This is a genomic window from Gelidibacter sp. F63206, from assembly GCF_023015735.1.
On sequence record NZ_JALKAU010000015.1, the window covers coordinates 1 to 22,966 of the forward strand.

19 protein-coding genes and 1 other RNA gene are annotated in these 22,966 nt (G+C 36.8%); 11 read left to right on the top strand and 9 right to left on the bottom strand.

Annotated elements, in window-relative coordinates:
* Together MWU32_RS00085 and MWU32_RS00090 are read right to left on the bottom strand one after the other, a co-directional pair.
* Positions 1–3,538: SprB repeat-containing protein (locus tag MWU32_RS00085; protein ID WP_246936574.1), on the bottom strand; the 3,538-nt coding region annotated here is incomplete at its 3' end.
* Positions 3,539–3,568: 30 nt separating this feature from the next.
* The gene (locus MWU32_RS00090; protein WP_246936576.1) at positions 3,569–4,093 is read right to left on the bottom strand and encodes a hypothetical protein; all 525 of its coding nucleotides are present in this window, start codon (positions 4,091–4,093) and stop codon (positions 3,569–3,571) included.
* Between the two features lie 362 nt (positions 4,094–4,455).
* On the opposite strand from MWU32_RS00090, the gene MWU32_RS00095 reads away from it, so the two are divergent.
* The 4 genes from MWU32_RS00095 (at position 4,456) to MWU32_RS00110 (ending at position 8,686) form a co-directional block, all read left to right on the top strand.
* Positions 4,456–4,941: a SixA phosphatase family protein gene (locus tag MWU32_RS00095; RefSeq protein WP_246936578.1), complete on the top strand. Its 486-nt coding sequence runs from the start codon at positions 4,456–4,458 to the stop codon at positions 4,939–4,941.
* A gap of 151 nt (positions 4,942–5,092) precedes the next feature.
* Positions 5,093–7,153: a polyphosphate kinase 1 gene (ppk1, locus tag MWU32_RS00100; RefSeq protein ID WP_246936581.1), complete on the top strand. Its 2,061-nt coding sequence runs from the start codon at positions 5,093–5,095 to the stop codon at positions 7,151–7,153.
* 3 nt (positions 7,154–7,156) lie between these two features.
* The gene (locus tag MWU32_RS00105) at positions 7,157–8,065 is read left to right on the top strand and encodes a Ppx/GppA phosphatase family protein (RefSeq protein ID WP_246936583.1); all 909 of its coding nucleotides are present in this window, start codon (positions 7,157–7,159) and stop codon (positions 8,063–8,065) included.
* A 93-nt stretch (positions 8,066–8,158) separates the two neighbouring features.
* The gene (locus MWU32_RS00110) at positions 8,159–8,686 is read left to right on the top strand and encodes an outer membrane beta-barrel protein (RefSeq protein ID WP_246936585.1); all 528 of its coding nucleotides are present in this window, start codon (positions 8,159–8,161) and stop codon (positions 8,684–8,686) included.
* Between the two features lie 109 nt (positions 8,687–8,795).
* Here the strand turns inward: MWU32_RS00110 and MWU32_RS00115 are convergent, their stop codons facing one another.
* From MWU32_RS00115 to dnaX, 3 genes are all read right to left on the bottom strand, one after another.
* On the bottom strand, positions 8,796–9,377 hold the full coding sequence (locus tag MWU32_RS00115; protein ID WP_246936587.1) for a tRNA-(ms[2]io[6]A)-hydroxylase: 582 nt from the start codon (positions 9,375–9,377) through the stop codon (positions 8,796–8,798).
* 67 nt (positions 9,378–9,444) lie between these two features.
* Positions 9,445–10,005 (bottom strand): hypothetical protein, encoded by a 561-nt coding sequence (locus tag MWU32_RS00120; protein WP_246936589.1) that lies wholly within the window; start codon positions 10,003–10,005, stop codon positions 9,445–9,447.
* A 100-nt stretch (positions 10,006–10,105) separates the two neighbouring features.
* Positions 10,106–11,836 carry a DNA polymerase III subunit gamma/tau gene (dnaX, locus tag MWU32_RS00125; RefSeq protein WP_246936591.1) on the bottom strand — a complete coding sequence of 577 codons (1,731 nt, stop codon included), beginning with the start codon at positions 11,834–11,836 and terminating at the stop codon, positions 10,106–10,108.
* Between the two features lie 287 nt (positions 11,837–12,123).
* On the opposite strand from dnaX, the gene rnpB reads away from it, so the two are divergent.
* An RNA gene (gene rnpB / locus MWU32_RS00130) (RNase P RNA component class A) lies at positions 12,124–12,498 on the top strand.
* A 286-nt stretch (positions 12,499–12,784) separates the two neighbouring features.
* On the opposite strand, the gene MWU32_RS00135 is transcribed toward rnpB, so the two are convergent.
* From MWU32_RS00135 to MWU32_RS00145, 3 genes are read right to left on the bottom strand one after another with little or no spacing between them, the layout of a single operon-like run.
* Entirely contained in the window at positions 12,785–13,327 is a 543-nt protein-coding gene (locus MWU32_RS00135) for an RsmD family RNA methyltransferase (protein WP_246936593.1), read from the bottom strand.
* Complete coding sequence (locus tag MWU32_RS00140) at positions 13,327–14,136, bottom strand: DUF3822 family protein (protein WP_246936595.1); 810 nt, start codon at positions 14,134–14,136, stop codon at positions 13,327–13,329. The genes MWU32_RS00135 and MWU32_RS00140 overlap by 1 nt, the downstream gene beginning before the upstream one ends.
* Before the next feature lies 1 nt (position 14,137).
* On the bottom strand, positions 14,138–14,866 hold the full coding sequence (locus tag MWU32_RS00145; protein WP_246936597.1) for a hypothetical protein: 729 nt from the start codon (positions 14,864–14,866) through the stop codon (positions 14,138–14,140).
* Positions 14,867–15,070: 204 nt separating this feature from the next.
* Here MWU32_RS00145 and MWU32_RS00150 point away from each other — a divergent pair, with 204 nt between their 5' ends.
* The 6 genes from MWU32_RS00150 (at position 15,071) to MWU32_RS00175 (ending at position 20,341) form a co-directional block, all read left to right on the top strand.
* Positions 15,071–16,495, top strand: coding sequence for an ATP-dependent RecD-like DNA helicase (locus MWU32_RS00150; protein WP_246936626.1), 1,425 nt, complete (start codon positions 15,071–15,073; stop codon positions 16,493–16,495).
* A gap of 145 nt (positions 16,496–16,640) precedes the next feature.
* The gene (locus tag MWU32_RS00155; RefSeq protein WP_246936628.1) at positions 16,641–17,207 is read left to right on the top strand and encodes a DUF4126 domain-containing protein; all 567 of its coding nucleotides are present in this window, start codon (positions 16,641–16,643) and stop codon (positions 17,205–17,207) included.
* A 46-nt stretch (positions 17,208–17,253) separates the two neighbouring features.
* Positions 17,254–17,982 (top strand): 3-deoxy-manno-octulosonate cytidylyltransferase, encoded by a 729-nt coding sequence (gene kdsB / locus MWU32_RS00160; RefSeq protein ID WP_246936599.1) that lies wholly within the window; start codon positions 17,254–17,256, stop codon positions 17,980–17,982.
* The gene (locus MWU32_RS00165; RefSeq protein WP_246936601.1) at positions 17,973–18,719 is read left to right on the top strand and encodes an HAD family hydrolase; all 747 of its coding nucleotides are present in this window, start codon (positions 17,973–17,975) and stop codon (positions 18,717–18,719) included. The genes kdsB and MWU32_RS00165 overlap by 10 nt, the downstream gene beginning before the upstream one ends.
* Entirely contained in the window at positions 18,709–19,791 is a 1,083-nt protein-coding gene (locus MWU32_RS00170; RefSeq protein WP_246936603.1) for an iron-containing alcohol dehydrogenase family protein, read from the top strand. The genes MWU32_RS00165 and MWU32_RS00170 overlap by 11 nt, the downstream gene beginning before the upstream one ends.
* 1 nt (position 19,792) lies before the next feature.
* Entirely contained in the window at positions 19,793–20,341 is a 549-nt protein-coding gene (locus tag MWU32_RS00175) for a 1-acyl-sn-glycerol-3-phosphate acyltransferase (protein WP_246936605.1), read from the top strand.
* Between the two features lie 644 nt (positions 20,342–20,985).
* Here MWU32_RS00175 and MWU32_RS00180 read toward each other — a convergent pair.
* Positions 20,986–22,773, bottom strand: a complete 1,788-nt coding sequence (locus tag MWU32_RS00180) for a cation:proton antiporter (protein WP_246936607.1) — start codon at positions 22,771–22,773, stop codon at positions 20,986–20,988.
* Positions 22,774–22,966 lie beyond the last annotated feature (193 nt).

Sequence of the window (22,966 nt, forward strand, 5' to 3'; positions counted from 1 at the left end):
TAGTAATTGAATACTCACCTTCACAAGCACCAGGAGTAGTCACGTCCTCAAAAGTAAGTGTGACGTCAGAACCACAGGCATCCGTTGCAGTGGCTAGAGCGAACTCAGGTGTTACCGAACAGTCAATGGTTGAATCAGCAGGCAATGCAGCGATTACCGGTGCAGTTGTATCTTGAACATTGATAGTTTGAGTGACTGTAGAAATATTTCCACAGGCATCCGTTGCCATCCAGGTTCTAGTAATGGAATACTCACCTTCACAAGCACCAGGAGTGATCACATCCTCGTAGGTGACCACAACAGCTCCACAGGAATCGGAAACAGTTGCAGTTCCGGTAGCTGATGGATCAGTTGAATCTCCACATTCTACGGTTTCATCTTGTGGTGCCACTAGTGTTGGTGCCACATCATTTTCAATTGTAATAATTTGCGTACTTGAAGCCGTTTGGGCACATGCGTCGGTAACGGAAAAAGTTCTGGTTACAATTATTGGACATTCGCCAGTAGAACTATCAATATAGGTCACATTGGTAATGTTATCACCGTTAAATGATCCACCTTCAGCCAAAAATTCAGCAGTACTTATGGTTACTAAAGTTTCACTATAAGCAAATGAAGTTAAATTGCCATTGGTAATGTCATCAGTTGTACATCCACTTACAGTAAGAGCAGTAGGTGCAGTAATTTCAACAGAACCTGTGTTTTCGGTGATAATTATAAAAGTAGCCGTCGCAGTACAGTTGGTATCAGTATCTGATACAACAACAGTATAGGTGCCATCAGGCAAGTTTGTTAAATCTTCGGTATCAGAATCAGGATCTTGCAATCCGTTGTGGTCCCAATCAAAAGTATAGTTGCCAGAGCCGCCGCTAACACTGATATCAATACTACCATTATTGCTGTTTGCACAAGAGTTGTTAATTTGCTCTTCTAAGGTAATTGTTAAACCTTCATAAACCGTTACAGTTATTGGCGTTCTTGTTGCATTCACACAATTGGCTGCAGGACCTTCGGCTACATAATATGTAAATACGCCAGCAGTACTTGTATCTGGAATCAATGATGTTTGTCCAACAGTGTTTGGATTATTGTCGGCATAATAAAATAATGAATAATCCGGATTTGATACTTGAGCCGTTAAAGGATCAGCTGTTTCATTCAAACAATAGTCCACATTGGAAACTGATGGCGATGATGTTATTTCCGTAACTTCAATCGTAAAAATATAGCTACATGCCGAGCTTCCAGGAGGAACTGCGTAATAAGTCGTTTTACCTATAGTTGCAGGAAAAGGATTTGATGCATTATATTGAATTGAGTTGTCTGTTACGGGGTAAGAATCATAAAATAATGATCCTTGAGGAAACTGTGCTTGTATTTCTGAAACAGGAATTCCATTGCTATCAAAATTACAGTATAAAAATTCTCTTTCAACAGAGACCCCTGTACAGTTATCGATAATATATTGTTCAGAATTGATATCTACTTCAATTGGATCTGTGTTTGGCTCTCCTTCACAAACACCATTCTCTTGATATCCTTGAATTAAAGGTAACGAATACTGAACGTTAGAGGTGTCCCCAGTACCAGCGATATAGCCTCCTACGATAACAATTTTAGGCGCACAATTATTATTGACCAAAATTGAGCAGTCCTCAGTAGTTTTTAATCTAAAGCGTATATCTGCGAGCAACTTGGTTAGGTCTGTATCTAAAGGTAAATAGGAAATATCCCAAACAATTGCCCCGGTTGCACCTTCATTGGGATCAAAATAAGGAGCAGTGGCGTTAAACAAATTGTCATATTCGTTGAAGTTGATGCTTCCCGGAACGAACTCCGACGTAAAAGGAATTGGAATTACCAGCTTTGCGTTTTTGATAGCTTCTGTTCCTTTGTTTCTAATTTCCAAGCCATATTCCAATTGGTCACCTGGAAAAGCAACATAAGGTGCATTTGCCGGGTTTCCTGCAATACTTTGTAAGGATAACAACCCTTCAGATTCTGGAATATAGGCATCTACTGCAAAAGTAATATTGAAAATAATATAGGTGTCCTGAGTTGAACCATATTCAAATCGGGTAGAGTTCTGATTGTTGCCTATAAGACTATTATTGCTGTTGTCAAGATCAAATATACTGATATCCAATCCTGTATTATTTATTAAGTCAGGGAATCGTGCACCATCGGTTAGAATTGAGGAGTTAAAGAAGTTGGTAGTACTATTACCGCTGTGATTTAAAGATTCGAATGTGTTATCACTATGTTTTTGCATTTTGAAATAATCACCAGAAATACTTCGGTCTCCTTCACCCGCCATAACTCCAAGTTTTAAATTGACCGGTCCATTTTGTGCAGAGTTAAATCCTGAAACATCCAAAGTGTGACTAACCGTGGTGCTACCTGCAACATAGGCATGGCCATCAAATACGGTAATGTCTTTCCATTTCATTTGTGAGTTTTCGTAAACCACAACCATTCCCCAACCACCATAATAGCCTGTTGAACCTCCATCTCCTTCAACAAGGGCAATGTCGGCAACATGATAGAGTCCAGCATTTCCGTTGTTTCTAACATAATCAGTAACATCCACGTAAGCTGAAAACATGTCACCATCAGTCCCTGAAGGATAATAAATATCGTTGGCATTTGCAGTCAATTGGGTGTAAGTAGATGCATTGGGACCTTTTATAGAGACCTTTCTTTTATCCAAAGTTTTAGTGATCTGGATAGTTTCAGGAATAGTTTCGTTATAAGTTATTTCCACATAAGCTCTAGCGGAAAAGGACAAACTTAAACGATTAACCGTTAGAGTGTAATCAGGACTTGAAAACACCGTATATGGAACGTCCAAATAAGCATTTGAATTATTCAGGCTACTCGTTGCGACATTTGTTTGAGGACCGCCGTTTACTGATACTCTCAAATATCTGCTTGAGGAATTAAAGCCAGTATTATAAAAGAATTCAACAGTATCCCCACTACCTGAAGAGGTAAATGTAAATGTGGTCAATGAACCAGACACGCTCCTTGTTAAGGTATAATTTGTGTTGGGAATGGCATCTCCATCATATACGGTTTCATTGGTAGTGACTTGTTGTGTAATGGTATTGCCAGTAGCAACATCCTTAGTAATTGTAAATGAATTCTCAGCCCTGGATCTTCCTGTCCAATAGAGTCCAGCATACACAACATTGGAACAATCTGGGTTTGCGCCAAACTCATCCGAAAAGGTTAAAGTGGCTGCGGAGGAATTGAAGGTGTTGGGATCATTGTCGATATCCACATATTTCATGGCAGAACTGTTGTTCCCATTAATATCATAGTTAACCAAGGTCAAATTGGTATTCCCCAACATAGTAAAATCGCCCTTAACATTATAGACGGTCTTGTTGGGAGTAAATACTGAAGACCTAGGGGTAAAGTCAACCCTAACCTGACCAAAAGTGACGATTGAGGGAGACAGTGCCAAAACTATAACCAATACAATCTGTAGTATTGACTTAGAGTAATTGATTTTTGCGGAGTATAATTTTTTCATAGTGATAACTTTTAAGGAAGTCAGTAGGTGTTATGAACGTTTGTAAGAACTGTAAAAGAAAATGATCTCAGGATCAGCATTCTGTAGGAATGACCTAATCTGGTTTTCGGAAATAGGAAACTCACATTTCAAATAGATGTATTTTAGATGACTAAAACCTCTAATGGCAGCCACATCAAAAGAATTTCTCAAATCATTTTCGGAATTCAAGTTTATGGTGATGAGTTCTATTTTGTTGTAGAGCGAATTTCTTGTAGTGACATAATTAAAGGATTGGGCATCCAAAAAATTTAATACTACTGGCGCACCAACACCCTCAATATTTAAAACACCGTTGTTTTTGACATAAACTGTAGGTTTCAAATCATACAACAAATCGTACGGAACATCTGTAGTAACCGTAGCATTTCTTTGACTTACAGTTGCGCCATGTGCGAGAGTTTGCTCACGATCTGATAATTTAAGAATTACATTTTCTTGAGAAAAAGTAGTGCCGGAGAAAAGTCCAATAAGTATGATCATACTTAAAAACTTTGTGTTAAATTTGGAGTTCATAGTCCTAAATGGTTTAATTTGATCTAATTGTTTTTTATGGCTTCGGTAATTTTTTTTCAAAAATTTACCAAGCAATATGTTTATAAGCAATAGGTTTTTATTTCAAGCTATCCTTAATCAAGATAGAATATGCCTGAAATTGAAACTGCTTAAATATTTTGAGGGAAGGGGCATTGCGATACAATGCCAGAATGGATTCATTAATATGTCTTTGATTTGGGGTCATTTACATCAATTTGTTTGAACAAAGCAACATATAACAATTTGTTAAAACAAAAATAAATGGTGAAGGGATGAAATAATCGATAAGACGGACAGCAGTATCACATTATCCGTAAAACATGTATTTAATCGAATAAAATATGAAGACAATTGTACTAACTCGGCATGCTAAATCCTCTTGGGACCACGATGTCAGCGATATAAAGCGCCCATTGAGTAAGCGAGGTTTTACTGATGCAAATTTGGTTTCAAAGTCATTTGGAACCTATAATGTTGTTTTTGACGCTATCTATTCTAGTCCTGCAAACAGAGCGCTGACCACCTGTCAGATATTTATGGACAATCTTGGGCTGGATCCGGAGTTGTTGACCATTGACAAACAATTATATGATTTTGGAGGTAATCAGGTGAGGCGTTTTATAAAATCCTTAAACGATGATTTTGAGATTGTTATGTTGTTTGGCCATAACCATGCCTTTACCTCCTTGGCCAATAGTTTTGGGGATGCTGATATTGACAATCTGCCCACCTCAGGCTTGGTCATGATTGAATTTGATGTGGACCAATGGCAACAGGTGAGTCAAGGTGAAACAAAACTGTTCCTAAGACCAAAAGATTTTAAATAAACAGTTCAGTGATAATTGAGAGGAGATGTATTTTATTAATACTTTGAGCATCTCACATTGACAATAACTAATTGTTATATCTTGGGCAGTGACTTTATTTTAAGTTATAAATAGAATATATTTGTGGAAGATTAAATTCAGTCCTCACTTAATGGTTAAAGATATAAATTCCAATACATACATCAATAGGGAGATAAGCTGGTTACAGTTTAACGAGCGCGTTTTACAGGAAGCTGAAGATGAAACTGTGCCACTTATTGAACGCCTTCGTTTCTTGGGCATATTTTCAAACAATTTAGACGAGTTTTTCAAGGTGAGATATGCCACTGTGAAACGTATTGATGAAGCGGGAAAAACAGGGAAAAGTGAGTTGGGAGGGATCTCAGCTGGCGAATTATTGGAAATTATCACCCAAATTGTCATCAAACAGCAAAGTGATAGTCTCGAAATTTTAGCTACCATCCACAAGCGCTTAGAGGATGAAAACATCCATATCGTCAACGAAACGCAAATTGATGAATCGCAGCACCGATTTATAAAGAATTATTTTATTCAACATGTAAGTCCCGCATTGGTCATCATAATTTTGAGTGATTTGGTCAAATTGCCAACCTTAAAGGATAGTGCCGCGTATCTTGCCGTGAAAATGGTGTTTAGTGACCAAAAAAAACAATTTGCCCTTATTGAGATACCTAAGACAATGGATCGTTTTGTGGTGCTGCCAAAGAAAGGCCCGGACAATTATATCATTTTGATGGACGATTTATTGAGGTATTGTCTAAATGATATATTTAATATTTTTAAATATGAATCCGTAACGGCCCATATGATTAAAATCACACGAGATGGTGAATTGGATTTTGAAAGTGATCTGAGCAAGAGCTTTATTGAGAAAATATCGGACAGTGTCAAACATCGACAAATTGGAGAACCCGTCAGATTTGTCTATGATAAAACAATTGATGATGAAACCTTGCAGTTGCTCATGAGTATGATGGGCATAGATGCTAAAGATAGTGTCATTCCTGGCGGACGCTACCACAACCGACGGGACTATATGGACTTTCCAAGTTTGGGTAGAACCGATTTGTTGTATGAAAAAATAGAACCATTACCCATTAAAGGATTAAGTTTAGAGACTAGCATCTTTAATAATATCGCTAAAAAAGATTATTTGTTACATACACCTTACCAGACATTTTCCTATATAGTCAAATTTTTAAGGGAAGCCGCTTTGGATCCTAAGGTGAAAAACATAAAGATTACCATTTATCGATTGGCACAAATTTCACATGTGGCCAGCTCGTTGATCAATGCTGCGAAGAACGGTAAAAAAGTAACTGTAGCCATCGAGTTGCAAGCACGTTTCGATGAACAGGCCAATATAGATTATGCCGAACAGATGCAAACCGACGGTATCAATCTTCTTTTTGGGGTGAAAGGACTCAAAGTACATAGCAAAATGTGCGTCATTGAACGTGAGGAAAACAATAAGATCAAGCGCTACGGGTTTTTGAGCACAGGTAACTTTAATGAATCAACGGCTACACTGTATACAGACTACACCTTATTTACTTCAGACCAAAGGATTTTGAAAGACGTGGTCAAGGTATTCGATTTTTTTGAAACCAATTATCGAATTTTCAGATATAAGCATATTATTGTTTCGCCACATTATACAAAATCAAAATTGTTCAAACTAATTGATTCTGAAATTGAAAATGTCAAAAATGGAAAACCGGCATTTATCAAGCTAAAGCTCAATAGTCTTTCAAGTTATATGATGGTAGATAAACTATATGAAGCCAGCAGGGCAGGTGTTAAAATTCAAATGATTGTAAGGGGCATTTGCTGCTTGGTGCCTGGTATTAAAGGCATGAGTGAAAATATAGAGGTCATCAGCATCATTGATAAGTTTTTGGAACATACTAGGTTATTGGTGTTTTGTAACAACAATGATCCAAAAATCTATATTTCTTCGGCAGATTGGATGTCAAGAAACATTGAGAATAGGGTAGAAGTTACCTGTCCTATCTACGACCAGGACATTAAAAATGAACTTTTAGACGTTTTTGATATTGCTTGGAATGACAATGTAAAAGCACGATTGCTTTGTGGCACGCATGAAAACAAATACAGACATAATAATTTGCCAAAAGTGAGATCGCAATTTGAGATCTATAATTATTATGTCAATAAACTACAAAACTAAACTATGTTGACCATTAAAAAATATGCTGCTATTGACATTGGTTCCAATGCGGTACGTTTGCTTATTTCAAATATAATTGAACAAAAAGGAAAGCCAACACTCTTCAGAAAAAGCGCATTGGTGCGTGTGCCTATACGTTTGGGAGCAGATGTTTTTCTAAATCATAGAATTTCCAAAGAAAACGAATTACGCTTAGTGGATACTATGAATGCATTTAAGCTGCTCATGGCCTCGCACAAGGTTGTAGCCTATAAAGCCTGTGCCACTTCTGCAATGCGTGAAGCTGAAAACGGAAATGACATTGTAAAGCTTATTAAAAAACAGACCAAAATAAAGATTGATGTAATTGACGGCGAAGAAGAAGCAGCCATTATTGCCGCTACAGACTTGAATAGTTATATAGATTCGTCCAAAACCTATCTATATGTGGATGTTGGCGGTGGAAGCACTGAGTTTTCTGTGATCCATCAGGGAAAAACAGCCGCGTCAAAATCGTTTAAAATAGGTACGGTTAGACTGTTAAATGACATTGTACAAAAGGAAGTCTGGTTGGAATTGGAGGCATGGATCAAGCAAAACACTAAAGATTATGAGAAAGTTGATCTCTTGGGTTCGGGTGGAAATATTAATAAAATATTCAAGATTTCAGGTCGGGCGGCCGGGAAGCCATTGACCTATTTCTATTTGACTTCTTACTACAATATGCTCCAAACCTATAGTTATGAAGAGCGAATTACAGAGTTGGATCTGAACCAAGATAGAGCAGACGTCATCATTCCCGCTACCAGGATTTACCTTTCTGCTATGAAATGGAGCAATGCAAAGTACATCTACGTTCCCAAAATTGGTCTATCTGATGGGATCATCAAAAGTGTCTACTTTGGAACCGTATCGTCTGTAAACTTGGTATGAGTTAGCCGTTTATCTTCTTTTTACTGTTACATATCTAATAATTCATTAGAATAATAATTTTCAATATATATTCACAGCCTCAAATCATGAATTATGAAAAAATTATTTACTCTTTTGCTTATTGTAGGTATTTCTGCCTTCTCCTTTTCTCAAGATATCAATTACGGAGTGCATTTTGCCACAAATATCTCCAATATGGATTACGATGTTGATGGGATTCGTTCCAATCCGCATAGAAACGGTTTCGTCTTTGGAGCCTTTGTAGATTTTGGATTGACTGAAACTCTCGCTGTTATGACCGAGTTGCAGTACTCGCCTGAAGGTGCTAATTTACAAGACTTTAAAACAGATTATCTCAACCTTCCGGTGATATTGAACTACAATATTTTTGGTGGATTTAAGCTTGGTGTTGGGCCACAAGTTGGATTGAAAATCCATAAGCATCAGGACGGATTTAAGAACCTTGTATTTTCTGGAGTGGGATTGGCCGAATATATGATAACTGATGAATTCGGCATCGATTTCCGTTATATCTACGGGGTTTCGAACGTATTTGATGACGAATTGAATCTTAAGGCCACACAGGGTGTGATGCAATTTGGATTCACTTACAGACTTTAATATTTTCTAAATGATAAAAAAACTAAGCTCCATAATTGTGGAGCTTAATTTTTTAAATATATGTGAACAATCATGTTTCAGGACGTGTTAAGTTCTGTTTTCGAAGTGTTTAACCGTGTATCGTTTCGCTTTTACCCAAGTTTTTCATTATTTCCGCTTCATATTCCAAAAGATCATTCCATTTCTTGTCCACTTCCTGTCGGTTGCCATACTTTCTGGCAAAGCCTAAGAACATAGTATAATGATTGGCCTCACTGACCATCAGTTTTCTGTAGAATTCGGCTAATTCCTTGTCCTGTAATTCTTCTGAAAGCAGTCGGAAACGCTCACAGCTTCTTGCTTCAATCAACGCAGCATAAAGTAGTCTATGGACCAGTTGTGTGGTCCTGCTGCCGCCTTTTGGAAAAAATTTCAGCAATTGAACAACATAGTCATCCTTCCGGTCTCTACCCAAGGTCCAGCCGTTTTCGAGTATTCTATCGTGTACCATTTTAAAATGGCTGATTTCTTCTTTGACCAAAGCAACCATCTCCTGTACCAATTCTGTATATTCTGGGAAACTAACAATCAAAGATATGGCCGTACTCGTCGCTTTCTGTTCGCAGTAAGCATGGTCTGTTAATATATCCTCTATGTTTTTTTCTACAATATTGACCCAACGTGGGTCCGTAGGTAATTTTAATCCGAGCATAATTTATAATTTAAAAGTTTAAACGCTTTCATATATGAATTACTAATGATTTGTAAATGCGATTTATCTACCCGCGTTCTTCAATTAAGTTAACCGATTCCCGACCATAAGGATCAATGGACATTCGGTATAATCTATAGGCGTTGTTTTTAGGATTTATAAAGGACATATCCAATATGATGTCATCATCTGTTGACAATTCCTGGTTAACCCAGACGTGTTGCAGGGTAACGTCATTCCAGAATAGATCAGCATCACGTAATTTAAATTGTTTTGCAGAAATATGGGTTCTGAAAATATCTTTCGATGCCATGGAAACAATGATCTCTGATTCAAAAACGCGTTGATAGGTAACTTCATTAAAATTTGCGTTTGTAGTACTTGAAACAAATATTTGTTCATCCAATAATGAATAATTTTTGACATGAACGTTGGTCCTGTTTGAAATAATAGTATCCGTCACTATCTCAACATAGGCTTCAGGTTGATAATTGACGACTTCCAAAACCGAATTTCTCAACTTAAATTCAGAAATAGCACGTTCTAAAGCTTCTTTTTTGGTTTGTCTACCATCACAAGCCATTAAGACAATTGAAATAACAGCAGTTAATATAAATAGGTTTCTCATTTTTTGTAATATTTAAAAACCTACAAAGCTTTAAAAACCCTGCAGGTTTTGAGTACAATAAACCGCGATTCGCAAGTTGTTGTGCAGTCCAAATTTAAAATCACAGATCCAATCCAAAGGTTTTCTTCAAAAGCTCAATATTAGGATTCTTTTCTTTTAACTTCTCATATTTCTCCAATGGCGTAAAAGCGTATTTTTTTGCGACTTCCTCATTGACATCGACATGTAAAGTTAGATCAAAATTCCTAACTGTTTTTCTGAGATGCTCCATCAACGGAAATTGTGCGCGTTCCAACTCTATTTTAAGAGATTCGTTTGGAAATTCTACGTGAATTTTGGTGCCACGCAATTTTGGTTTGCCCATTTCCAGTATAGACACCATGATTTTTTCTCCTTTCTGATCCAAGGATTTGATGTAATCCTTCCAAGCCTTATGGAAGGCTTCTGGAGTAAAATCTTCTTTCGGTAAATCGTTGGGATCAACAACAACTTCCATCTGTTTAATGAGATGTTCTTTCTTAGCTCTAATGCTTTTTAAGGACAGACCGGAAGTGCGTTTCGGATCGGGCTTCAAATCGATCTTAGGAACTGCTTGTTGAGCAAATGCATTTGGTTTTACGCTGGCAGCAGGTTCCGTTTTATTTTCTATGGGGTCAGCAACTTTATTGACAACGGAAGCTTCATTTTTGGGAAGCGTTACCGCAATAGGGGTAATGCCCTTCGTTCTAAAATAAGAAGCTGGGATTATGTAGTGACTGCTATTTTTTTTTTCTCCATCAAAAGTGATAGAGGCAAGCTGCATTAAAGTGAGTTCAACGAGTAACCGCTGATTTTTGCTGCTTTTAAATTTGAGATCGCAGTCATTGGCAAGTTCAATGCCTTTCATCAGAAACTCATAGGATGCTTTTCTGCACTGCTCCATATATTTCACTTTGGTGTCTTCGCCAACTTCAAGAAGTTCTACCGTCTGTTCATTTTTACAGACCATTAAATCTCTAAAATGCGAGGCTAAACCCGCAATATAATGATGGCCATCAAAACCTTTTGATAAAGTGTCATTAAATTGTATGAGCAATTCTGGGATTTTATTTTCTAAAATCAAGTCAGTACTTGTAAAGTAAGTTTCGTAATCAAGGACGTTCAGGTTCTCTGTTACAGCCTGTCGGGTTAAGTTTTTACCAGAAAAGCTAACTACCCTATCAAAAATGGAAAGTGCATCGCGCATGGCACCATCTGCTTTCTGGGCAATGATGTGGAGGGCGTCATCTTCAGCGTCTATGCCCTGCTCTTGGGCAATGAATTTTAAATACTCTTTAGCATCCTTAACGGTTATTCTTTTAAAGTCGAAGATTTGACAACGCGATAAAATCGTCGGAATTATTTTATGCTTTTCGGTGGTGGCCAAAATGAAGATACAGTGTTTTGGTGGCTCTTCCAAGGTTTTTAAAAACGCGTTAAACGCCGCTTGGGAGAGCATGTGCACCTCATCAATGATATAAACTTTATATTTTCCAACTTGTGGTGGAATTCTGACTTGGTCCGTCAAATTTCTGATATCGTCAACCGAGTTGTTGGAAGCAGCATCCAGTTCAAAAATGTTAAAGGCAAAATCTTCATCTTCTTTCTCCGTGCCGTCACTATTGATCATTTTAGCCAAGATACGTGCACAGGTCGTTTTACCGACACCACGCGGACCTGTAAACAAAAGGGCTTGTGCTAAATGATGATGCTCAATGGCGTTCATCAAAGTATTGGTAATAGCCTGCTGGCCCACAACATCCTTAAAGGTCTGTGGTCTGTACTTACGTGCCGATACTACGAAATGTTCCATTGTATATTATGAATTCAGTTATGCATTTCATATTGCAAAACATGAAGTAACAAAGTTAAAAATTCGGTTCTAATAAAGGAACTACATCCTGTGATTTTAGCATTAGTTATTAACAATAAGATTTAAAGTTGAGAGATCATAGTATCTTAAGTAATTAAACTTGACGACTATTATGAAATTTGAATATTTACTAAAGATTAGGCACTCTAAGTATCCAGAATATTAGGCACTTAAAACTTTTAGTCGCACAACCTAAATGTCTTAAAATTTTATATTAACTTTGTACTCAAGTAGATTGCCTTATCGCTTTCCGTCCCGATAGTTATCGGGATTGGGAGGAGGAAAGTCCGAACACCGTAGTGCAACATAATGGTTAATGGCCATCGGTCGTGAGATCAGGAAAAGTGCAACAGAAAGAATGTACAGGTCAAGCTGTAGTGAAATCAGGTAAACTCTATGTGGTGCAATGTCATGTAAACCAACGTTCCATCCCGATAGCTATCGGGATTGGGAGAGGGCGGCACGCTCGATTGTTGGAGGGTAGACAGCTAAAGTGCACTGGCAACAGTGCATTCAGATAAATGATAAGGCCACTTTTCTTTTTGGAATTCACTTTCCAAAATGAAAATGGACAGAATTCGGCTTATAGATTTGCTTACTTAAACAGGCTCTTTGTTAATTCAAGGAGCTTTGTTTATTTAGTGAAACCCCTGTCTGCCGACAGGCAGGCAAATCCAAAAGCCGGAGGCGCATTGGAATATGTTGGTTGAACTAAACCCGCATTTTTGCGGGATCGAAACCCCAGTCTGCCGATAGGCAGGCAACACAAAATGTGGAGCATAATGAGCTCTGACGGCTTAATTGGTTTTTTAATTCCTGAAAACTCTCAGTAGGATATTTTTATCTGATGGGCAAGGAACAGACATCGGAGCAGGGGAAGTGGTTATACTATTCAGACTTTTCAAAGAAACTGAAAATACTACTTCCATAATTTTTGGAGTAACTAAAATAAGGCAGATGGGAGAGATCCATCTGTTTGGCGTGCTCTACAACCAAGACACCTTCATCTTCAAGGAGGCTATTTTGAAATACCAATTCAGGAATTTTGGAAAATTCGTCCAAACTAAAGGCATATGGTGGATCAACGAAAATGACATCCGATTTTATTTTTGTGGTTTCCAAAAATTTAAAAACATCACTTTTTACTGTTTTGATGGGCATTTCAAACTCTTCGGCAGTTTTATTGATGAACTTGATGCACCCAAAATCCTCATCCACACTGGTAATATTTTCCGTGCCTCTGGAGGCAAATTCATAACTTATGCTTCCTGTACCTGCAAATAAGTCCAATACTGAAATCTCATCAAAATAATAGATGTTGTTCAGGATGTTAAAAATGGCTTCCTTTGCCATATCCGTAGTAGGGCGTACAGGTAGTCTTTTTGGCGGTGTGATACGTCTTCCTTTAAATTGACCTGAGATAATCCGCATTAGTTAAAACTGTTTAAAATAAGTGTATGCTGATGCTGTGGATTGACCTCATCAGTTTTAGTATAACTGTAATTCTTTGAAGGTTCATCAAATGTTACAAATCTAATGTAAGTGTAGAGCATTTGATAGAGTTCATCATCTTCAACAATGTTACCGGTTAATTTAACCGTAACGGTTTCAGTGTCTAATTTTAATTGTTCAAAGGCGAAGAGGACATAATAGATAAAATCTTCTTTAGTGAGATATTCAAAACTATTATATAATTGAAACTGTCCTTTTTTTATCACTGCCATTTCGAAGTGGAAAGGTTCAACATTGATGTAAATCTTATCATCGTTTGAATTTTCTTCTTTCTTTAAAATTTGTTCCAGAAAAATAGTGGAAGCATGCTTATATTCAAATTCACCATAGACCTCAAACAAATAGTTGTTGATATTGATAAATGGAACGAAGACATTAATGCTATTATTGGCTTCTATTTTATCGTGTGAAATAAAATCAGTTTTGATGATTTTAGAACTGAATTTGAGATAGTCTGACGCATTCTCTTCTTCAAAAAACTCTTCTGGGACGATATTAGAAAGCTCGTTCTGAAAAAGCACTAAAACACTATCGAAAGTCTGAAGGAGTCGGGGCTCCTTTGAAATGAAGCTCTGCAGCTCTTCCAAAACAGCTTCTGGCGTCAATTTGCTTTTAAAGTCAACACGCTTTAAGAATTCAATCTCAGAATCAGAACTATTAAGGATACAAAAAGAAAGTCCACTCAAACTAATTTGAATGGACAGTTTTTTAAGATTATTTAATTCCAATTTATTGTTCGGTTGAATAGTTTTTAGGCCAGTTACCAATGGTTTTCACTTCATTCATGGATCCTACAGTAAGTCGAGGTCCATTGACACCATCAACAGAAACCACTTGCTTTTCCTTTGCGATGAGATTCTTGTCTTCACCGTCAAGAAGGATGGCTTTGTCCACACTCGCTTCAAACACAGGAATGTTATCCAAAAGTCCAGCTTTCAAATCAAATTTGGCACCAGGTTTTCCTACCGGAACATTCATCATCGTTTTATATCTTGTATCTGCACCAAATAAAGAGTCTTTTACAGGGACATATCCTAAAGTATCAATTATGACAATATCTTTAGTCATGGTGACACCTCCAAAACGTTTCGTCATTTCTTCATCTATTATGGTTGAATCTCTACGTTGAGTAATTGTAAATTTAGCAGTATCAATAAACTTTACCAAGTCATCAAAACTATCCGTAAACTTCCCGTTAACTTGTTTGTACGCTAATTCTGCATCTCTAATGTCTTTAAGCTTTTCAATGGCAACATGGTAGCGCTTTACCTTAAGTTGATTGAATTTAATCTCTCCATATACTGACATAAACGTCTGGTAGCCAAGAAAAGCAATAACTGCCCAAAGTAGAATGTGTAAAATTGGCTTGAAATTTTTAGGTACAAATTTGTCTATCACCCAAACGATTCCAATCGTGAGAAGGATAACAATTACAATAGCAAGAATTACTGTCAGCATAGTTTGTGAGTTTATTTTTTATAATTGGTCTAACGCAAATCTACAATTTTTTTTTATTCACGAAAACCAAACGTAATAAAAATGATGTAATAAAAGAATGTATTTAAAATAAATTATTTCAACTTGTCAAAAAGTATGTCATAAAGTTACAACAATTCTTTATAAACCTTACCTTTCCGTTTTTAGAAAATGACTCTTCTTAATATGAACGCCTCCGAATTTTATAAACATTTAAAGCAAAAATTTCCTTTTGAACCTACATTAAAACAAAATATCGTCCTTGATCAGCTGTCAAATTTTATTTTGGACACCAATTCTGATCAATTGTATCTTTTAAAAGGATTTGCCGGTACTGGAAAAACAAGCATTATTGGCGCCTTGGTTTCCAATTTATGGCATATTAAAAAAAGTGCGGTTTTGATGGCTCCAACAGGAAGAGCAGCCAAGGTGATTTCTAATTATTCTGGCAAGGAAGCATTTACCATTCACAAAAAAATTTATTTTCCAAAGAAAGATAAGGGCGGAGGTGTCAAATTTGTAATGCAGCCCAACAAACATCGCAATACAATATTCATAGTTGATGAGGCCTCCATGATACCTGATGTGCCTTCTGATTCTAAATTATTCGAAAACGGATCACTGTTGGATGACTTGATGCAATACGTGTATTCCGGCCATAATTGCAAATTATTGCTCATTGGAGACAAAGCACAACTGCCACCGGTGAAATCTGATTTAAGTCCAGCGTTGGACAGTGTACAGCTCAATCTCAATTACAACAAAAATGTCATTTCCTTCGAATTGGACGAAGTGGTAAGACAAGAGCAGGATTCTGGAATATTGATGAATGCCACCAGCCTGCGCGAAGTATTGGAAGGCGAATTTTACGAATCCTTCAAATTTGACTTAAAGGGCTATTCGGATATTGTGAGATTAATTGATGGCTATGAAATTATGGACGCCATAAATGATGGCTACTCAGATCAAGGCCATGAAGAGACCGCAATTATCGTAAGAAGTAATAAACGTGCGAATTTGTATAATAAGCAAATCAGGGAGCGCATTTTAAACAATGAAAATGAACTCACGGTCGGCGATTTTTTAATGGTGGTAAAGAATAATTATTTTTGGGTCAAACCTACTTCCGAGGCCGGATTTATTGCCAATGGGGATATTATCCAGGTTTTAGAAATTTTCAATTTGCAAAATTTATATGGTTTTAGGTTTGCTGAAGTGAAAGTGCAAATGGTGGATTATCCAAAAATGGCACCTTTTGAAACGGTTCTTCTTTTGGATACTATCGAATCGGAATCACCATCATTGCCGTATGAAGAATCAAATAGATTGTACCAAGAGGTTCAAAAGGATTATGAAGATGAAACTTCCAATTATAAAAAGTTTTTAAAAATTAAGAATAACAAGCATTTCAATGCTCTACAGGTCAAGTTTTCTTATGCCATAACCTGTCATAAATCTCAAGGAGGCCAATGGCATACAGTTTTTGTTGAACAACCTTATTTGCCTAATGGTATCGATAAAGATTACCTGAGGTGGCTCTATACTGCTATCACAAGAGCAAAAGAAAAATTATACCTGATTGGGTTTCCTGAAGAGTTTTTTGTGTCTTAAAGTGAATTTAAATACCTTAGAGGAGTCAATTTCAGGTGGAGATTATGAGTCAATATACGCATTACTTTACGGTATAAAAGTGAAACTTCATTTCGAATCGATCATATATAACTATTAATTTAATAAAAATCCTTTGGGGTTTGGGATTATGACAGAAACCATAATTAGTATTTGTCTCGGCATTGGCTTGGCTGCATCTGTTGGATTTAGAGTTTTTTTACCATTATTTATTCTCAGTTTAGCCGCTTATTTTGAGGTTTGGGAACTTAATGCATCATGGTTATGGATTGGAAGTTTAACAGCAGTTATTACATTTGGCGTGGCCACATTTATCGAGATTTTGGCTTATTATATTCCATTCGTTGACAATTTGCTCGATACTATAGCTATTCCACTGGCCACCATTGCCGGTACCGCCGTTATGGTATCTACAGTGGCCGATTTAAATCCCGTGATTTCTTGGGCCTTGGCTATTATTGCCGGAGGAGGAACAGCAGCCGCAATAAAAAGTACCGCAACTGCATCACGAGCAACTTCAACGGTCTCCACCGCAGGATTTGGGAATCCATTGGTCTCAACCGTAGAAACGGGAGCCTCCTTAATCATTTCCATCTTTTCTATATTTCTACCAATATTTGCGTTTGTCCTGGTCGTTTTAATTTTAATTGTCATTTTCAAACTTTATAAAAAGTTTAAACAGTCCAACCCATAAAATACTTTAAAAAGGGTTATTTTTGACCGGTAACTCTTGATCAGCTATGAAGATAATTTCAATGATTCCAGCACGTTATAGTGCCACACGTTTTCCAGCTAAATTGATGAAGGACTTAGCCGGCAAAACCGTTATTCTAAGAACTTACGAAGCGACCGTTGCCACCAATCTATTTGACGAAGTTTACGTAGTCACCGATAGCAATATCATTTATGATGAAATTGTTAACCATGGAGGCAAAGCCATTATGAGTAAAAAAGAACATCAATCTGGTAGCGATCGCATTGCAGAGGCGGTTGAAGATTTGGATGTGGATATCGTAGTCAATGTGCAAGGTGATGAGCCTTTTACTGAACGGGAAAGCCTTGAGAAGGTTTTGAACGCTTTTAAGGATGACCATCAGAAAGAAATAGATTTGGCATCTTTAATGGTCGAAATTCATGATTGGGAAGAAATCAGCAATCCAAATACGGTAAAGGTTATTGTTGATCAAAATAATTTTGCACTCTATTTTTCACGAAGTCCTATTCCATATCCTAGAGATAAAGAAGCAGGTGCGCGCTATTTTAAGCATAAAGGGATTTATGCGTTTAGAAAGCAGGCACTTCTTGACTTTTATAACCTACCTATGCAGTTCATTGAAGCCACTGAAAAAATAGAATGTATCCGCTATTTGGAATATGGCAAACGTATTAAAATGGTTGAAACCCACGTTGAAGGGGTAGAAATTGATACACCGGAAGATTTGGAACGCGCAAAACGTTTATGGAAATAGATTATACGAACATAAAAGTGATTGGCTTTGATGCCGATGATACGCTTTGGGTCAATGAAACTTATTTCAGGGATGCCGAACTTGCTTTTGCAAAATTGATGGCGCCTTATGAAACAGCAAACAAAATTGATCAGGAGCTTTTCAAACGGCAAATTGAAAACTTGCCGTTGTATGGATATGGAATCAAAGGATTTATTCTGTCCATGGTTGAGATAGCCATGGAGCTATCCAATAATTCCGTGGACATTGAAACCATTGATTCTATTCTTAATATAGGCAAGGACATGCTCAACAAGCCTGTTAATCTTTTGGATGGCGTAGAGGAAGTCTTGCAAACATTATCTTTAAAATACCGATTAATAGTGGTCACCAAAGGTGACCTATTGGATCAAGAAAGAAAATTGGAAAAGTCCGGACTCATGCACTACTTCCATCATATTGAAGTGGTCAGTGACAAACAAGAAGCAAATTATTCCAAACTTTTGAACCATTTGGATGTAAAACCATCTGAATTTTTAATGATAGGAAATTCTTTAAAATCAGATATTTTACCTCTGATTAACATAAAAGCACGCGCTATCCACATTCCATTTCATACCACATGGATTCACGAACAAGTAACGGCCAGCAGACAGGACCATAATAAATATGAAACCATTTCCAGTTTATTAGATGTACTTCCAATATTGGACAAAACACGAAAAACTAAATTTAAGACTTTAAAAAATGACATATAAAAATTATCCAATGGTGTCCAGGGTTGTTTTTGGACGTGGCAGTTTTAATCAAATAGGTGATATTTTGGCGCCAAAAAGATTAAATGTCAAGGCACCATTTATTTATTTGGTAGATGACGTTTTTAAGGGAAATGCGTGGTTGACTTCACGGGTTTCTTTGGCTTATGCTGATGAATTGATTTTTATTTCTGCTGATGAAGAACCAAAAACTTCACAGGTGGACGAATTGGTTGAACAAATTATATTAACCCATAAAGATAGACCTTCAGGCATTATTGGCATTGGAGGTGGAACCATATTGGATCTTGCAAAGGCGGTGTCGATTATGCTCACAAATCCTGGTGAATCAAAAGATTACCAAGGGTGGGATTTGGTAAAAACACCTGCCATTTACCATGTTGGCATACCAACCATATCAGGGACAGGGGCAGAGGTTTCAAGAACAACAGTGCTAACAGGTCCAGATAAGAAATTAGGAATCAATTCTGATTACACACCATTTGACCAAGTGATTTTAGATCCTGAATTGACTAAAGGTGTGCCTAAAGACCAGTGGTTCTATACGGGAATGGATTGTTTTATCCATTGTGTTGAATCGTTGAATGGCACATATTTAAATGCATTTAGTCAGAGTTATGGTGAAAAGGCATATGATTTATGCACGGAAATCTTTCTCGACGGCAGTGGATCAGAGGAGGATTTACAAGATAAATTGATGATGGCTTCATGGCATGGCGGAATGAGTATTGCCTACTCACAAGTTGGCGTAGCACATGCCATGAGTTACGGGCTTGGTTACCTTTTGGGAACTAAGCATGGAATAGGAAATTGTATTGTTTTTGATCACTTAGAAGAGTTTTACCCTGAAGGAGTGGCGGTGTATAAAAAGATGAAGAAAATCCATAATATTGAGATTCCGCAGGGAATTTGTTCACAACTCGACGACTATGAGTTGGACATCATGATTGATGTTGCTTTAGGATTGGAGCCACTTTGGGAAAATGCCATAGGTAAAAACTGGAAAAAAACCATCACAAGAGAAAAACTGAAAGCTTTATACCAAAAAATGTAGCATGAGATGGTTGTCTAAGTTTATTTATTCAAAGATATTGGGATGGCGCGTGGTTGGTAATGTCACAATGTCAAAAGACACCATCAAAAAGGCGGTTATCATTGCGGCACCACATACCAGTTGGCATGATTTTTATATTGCACTTTTAATGCGACAGGTAATCGGGATAAAATCGAATTTTGTCGCAAAAAGAGAACTCTTTAAATGGCCCTTCAAGTATTATTTCAAAGCTATTGGCGGTGCGCCATTGGATAGACGTCCAGGACAAAACAAGGTTGAGGCCATTGCCAATTTGTTTAAAGGCAGAGAAGAATTTAGGTTGGCGTTGTCGCCAGAAGGTACGAGAAAGAAAGTTGAGCAGTGGAAAACCGGATTCTATTATATTGCGAAAAAAGCCAATGTGCCCATTATCATGTTCACTTTCGATTTTGAACATAAACAGAACAAGATTTCAGAACCTTTTTACCCAACTGACGATATTGAGGCTGATTTCAACTATATGCGCAGTTTTTTTGAAGGTGTCAAAGGGAAAATCGCATCGTATTCGTAAAATTCAATTTATTCGTAAGTCAATGCGACAAAATTGTGGTTTTTGGCACGTAGTTTGATTATTGGCTAGTGCATATAATTAGTGAAACATACAGTAAACAAATTTTTTGTCCCTAAAAAGAAACATTAGTTAGTTTGCGTCCCAAAAGCTATCTTTTTAAAAGGTAGCTTTTTTATTTTACACATATAAAAACATTCATTATAAAATTTACGTAGAAACGAATGAAATTGTAACTACTAATTTTTTTATGTTAACTTTCATTTGATTAAAAAATTACTGCTATGAGAAACTGGAAGGCCAACAAGAAATTGTCGGCTTTTTTTATTTAATATATTCAGAAATAATGCAATACAGTACTTTATCAATCCTTCGGAAAACTTCTCCATAATATGGTAGATGTTCTATACATCTTATAATTATGGTTTTACTCTTATTCTATGTAGTTAATGGAAAAATAAAACTCGATCAGTTCGTTATTAGTTCGATTGAATTAAAATAAGTAAAGTCGAATCAATAACTGTCCTATTTGAAGGGAAGTCTACAGATTTCTTTCAACTAACTTATAGTACAAAAATGGGATGTTGTATTTAACACATAGTGCAGACTAATTTTGCACACAATTTTCTTTTATATAAAATGAAATATTATTGAATACAGATGACTTTTTCACCCACACCAATGGAGTCATTATACCTAAATGGACGTTTTGCACCTGAACTGTCTACAATAACCAGTGGTAATAACGTCTTGTTTTTAGAGATTTGAGATTTAACCCAATCGCGAGTATCTGTATTTTGAGCATTTGTAATCTCAACTTCTCTATAGTTTACGTCTTGTATTTTTTGAATCCATGGCTGTATATCCACTTTGCTAGAGAATAAAGTGGAGGCAGATACCGAGCTCAAAAGGTTAATGCTACCACCTTCTTCTTTAATAGGTGAAATGACAATAAACTTTTCAGGTATAAATAAGATATCATGGACAAATTGGGATGCCAACAGGTTTATTTCATTATTTACAGTTAAAGCAATAAACGTTCTAAAATCTTTAACAGCAGCTTCGTTCAGTGTAGATTCCTCTAGAATATTACCATGAACACAATCAAATCCTTGGCTTCTAGCGTTTTCACAAATACCTTTGTTGGCATCTATAAAAATCACTTTGTCGGCTACTGCTAAATGCTTACCTAATAATAAAGCTAGTGGATTCGCTCCTAATATTACATATCCTTGCCTAGAGAATTGCTTAACCAATTCGCCTCGCTTTTTTAACCAATTTGTTGTCCAAGTTAATAGAACCGGAACAGATAATGTTGTCAAAATAGCCATAAAGACAAGAATGGAAAAAATTTCTTGGGAAATAATGCCTTTCTGTAAACCAATACCTGCAATAACAATTTCTACAGCCCCACGTCCATTCATTCCTGTTCCAACAGCTAATCCTTCTCTCCAACCATTGCCACTCGGTAAATAAAATAAAACTGTACCTAGTATTTTTCCGGCAAATGCGACACCAACAATTAATAATAGCAACTGTAAATCTGTTTTAAAAACATCTAAAGTAACATGGAAACCAGCAGTAACGAAAAATATTGGCGCCATAAAACCTATAGAGACATCATGAAAAACACGTATAATGTCTTTAGTTATTTTTTCATGAAAAACGCCGTCCTTTATAAACACACCAGCAGCAAATGCACCTAAAATACCATGTAGGCCAACAAGTTCTGCTAACTCCGAAAGGCCAAAAACAATTAGAATTAGTAATGTGAAATAGGTGGTTCGGTTTTCTATATTTTTACTTGCCATCCATTTTCCAATTTTGGGGAGTATGTAAAGTCCGAAAGCCGTAGCAAAGGCAAAAAACAGAATGATTTTACCAGCAATAAATAAAATTTCAGACATATTTACAGCCCCAACATCAATAAAACTAGATAGTCCAGCAAAAATGATCAATGCCAAAGTGTCGGAAATTAAAGCGCCTGCCATCAAAACATAGGCAATACGTGTGTCTAATAGTCCTAGGTCAACAAGAATCCTGCTTTTGGTTGCTAAAGAGGTAACTCCAACAGCAATACCTACAAATAGTCCAGCCATACTTGTGCCGCCAGTTACTATTACCACATAATAGCCCAATCCAAAAGGAACCACAAATCCTCCAGTGGCAGCAAGAAGTCCTGCCCAAGAAGCTTTGCCTAAATCTTTAAAATTTATTTCCATGCCTATATAAGCCATAAGCAGAATAACACCAGCTTCGGAGATAATAAGCAAAGTGCTTGAGGTGTCTACAAGACCAAGTAGCGAAGGGCCGATTATGACACCCACTAAAAGCTCTCCTAATATTGCAGGATATCCAATACGATTAATTAACGCACCAGCTCCCCAAGCTGCGAGCAGTACAATGAATAAGTTTAAAATATCAAAACCTTCCATAAAATATGTGTCTAATCGTGAGGTTGAAATTTATTAAATATCGGTTATTTTTTTTATAATCTCACAAATACATGTCAATTAAGAAGTAATAAAGTAAAAAAAACCTCTAAAAATCAGCATCAATTAGCAATCCTACAATTAGTATTATTTACGAAATTACAATCGCGAAAACCAATAAACCTAAATCCCAAGT

Coding starts and splice junctions, on each gene's coding strand:
- MWU32_RS00090 (WP_246936576.1), bottom strand. CDS start 4,093: ATGAACTCCAAATTTAACACAAAGTTTTTAAGTATGATCATACTTATT.
- MWU32_RS00095 (WP_246936578.1), top strand. CDS start 4,456: ATGAAGACAATTGTACTAACTCGGCATGCTAAATCCTCTTGGGACCAC.
- ppk1 (WP_246936581.1), top strand. CDS start 5,093: ATGGTTAAAGATATAAATTCCAATACATACATCAATAGGGAGATAAGC.
- MWU32_RS00105 (WP_246936583.1), top strand. CDS start 7,157: ATGTTGACCATTAAAAAATATGCTGCTATTGACATTGGTTCCAATGCG.
- MWU32_RS00110 (WP_246936585.1), top strand. CDS start 8,159: ATGAAAAAATTATTTACTCTTTTGCTTATTGTAGGTATTTCTGCCTTC.
- MWU32_RS00115 (WP_246936587.1), bottom strand. CDS start 9,377: ATGCTCGGATTAAAATTACCTACGGACCCACGTTGGGTCAATATTGTA.
- MWU32_RS00120 (WP_246936589.1), bottom strand. CDS start 10,005: ATGAGAAACCTATTTATATTAACTGCTGTTATTTCAATTGTCTTAATG.
- dnaX (WP_246936591.1), bottom strand. CDS start 11,836: ATGGAACATTTCGTAGTATCGGCACGTAAGTACAGACCACAGACCTTT.
- MWU32_RS00135 (WP_246936593.1), bottom strand. CDS start 13,327: ATGCGGATTATCTCAGGTCAATTTAAAGGAAGACGTATCACACCGCCA.
- MWU32_RS00145 (WP_246936597.1), bottom strand. CDS start 14,866: ATGCTGACAGTAATTCTTGCTATTGTAATTGTTATCCTTCTCACGATT.
- MWU32_RS00150 (WP_246936626.1), top strand. CDS start 15,071: ATGAACGCCTCCGAATTTTATAAACATTTAAAGCAAAAATTTCCTTTT.
- kdsB (WP_246936599.1), top strand. CDS start 17,254: ATGAAGATAATTTCAATGATTCCAGCACGTTATAGTGCCACACGTTTT.
- MWU32_RS00165 (WP_246936601.1), top strand. CDS start 17,973: ATGGAAATAGATTATACGAACATAAAAGTGATTGGCTTTGATGCCGAT.
- MWU32_RS00170 (WP_246936603.1), top strand. CDS start 18,709: ATGACATATAAAAATTATCCAATGGTGTCCAGGGTTGTTTTTGGACGT.
- MWU32_RS00175 (WP_246936605.1), top strand. CDS start 19,793: ATGAGATGGTTGTCTAAGTTTATTTATTCAAAGATATTGGGATGGCGC.
- MWU32_RS00180 (WP_246936607.1), bottom strand. CDS start 22,773: ATGGAAGGTTTTGATATTTTAAACTTATTCATTGTACTGCTCGCAGCT.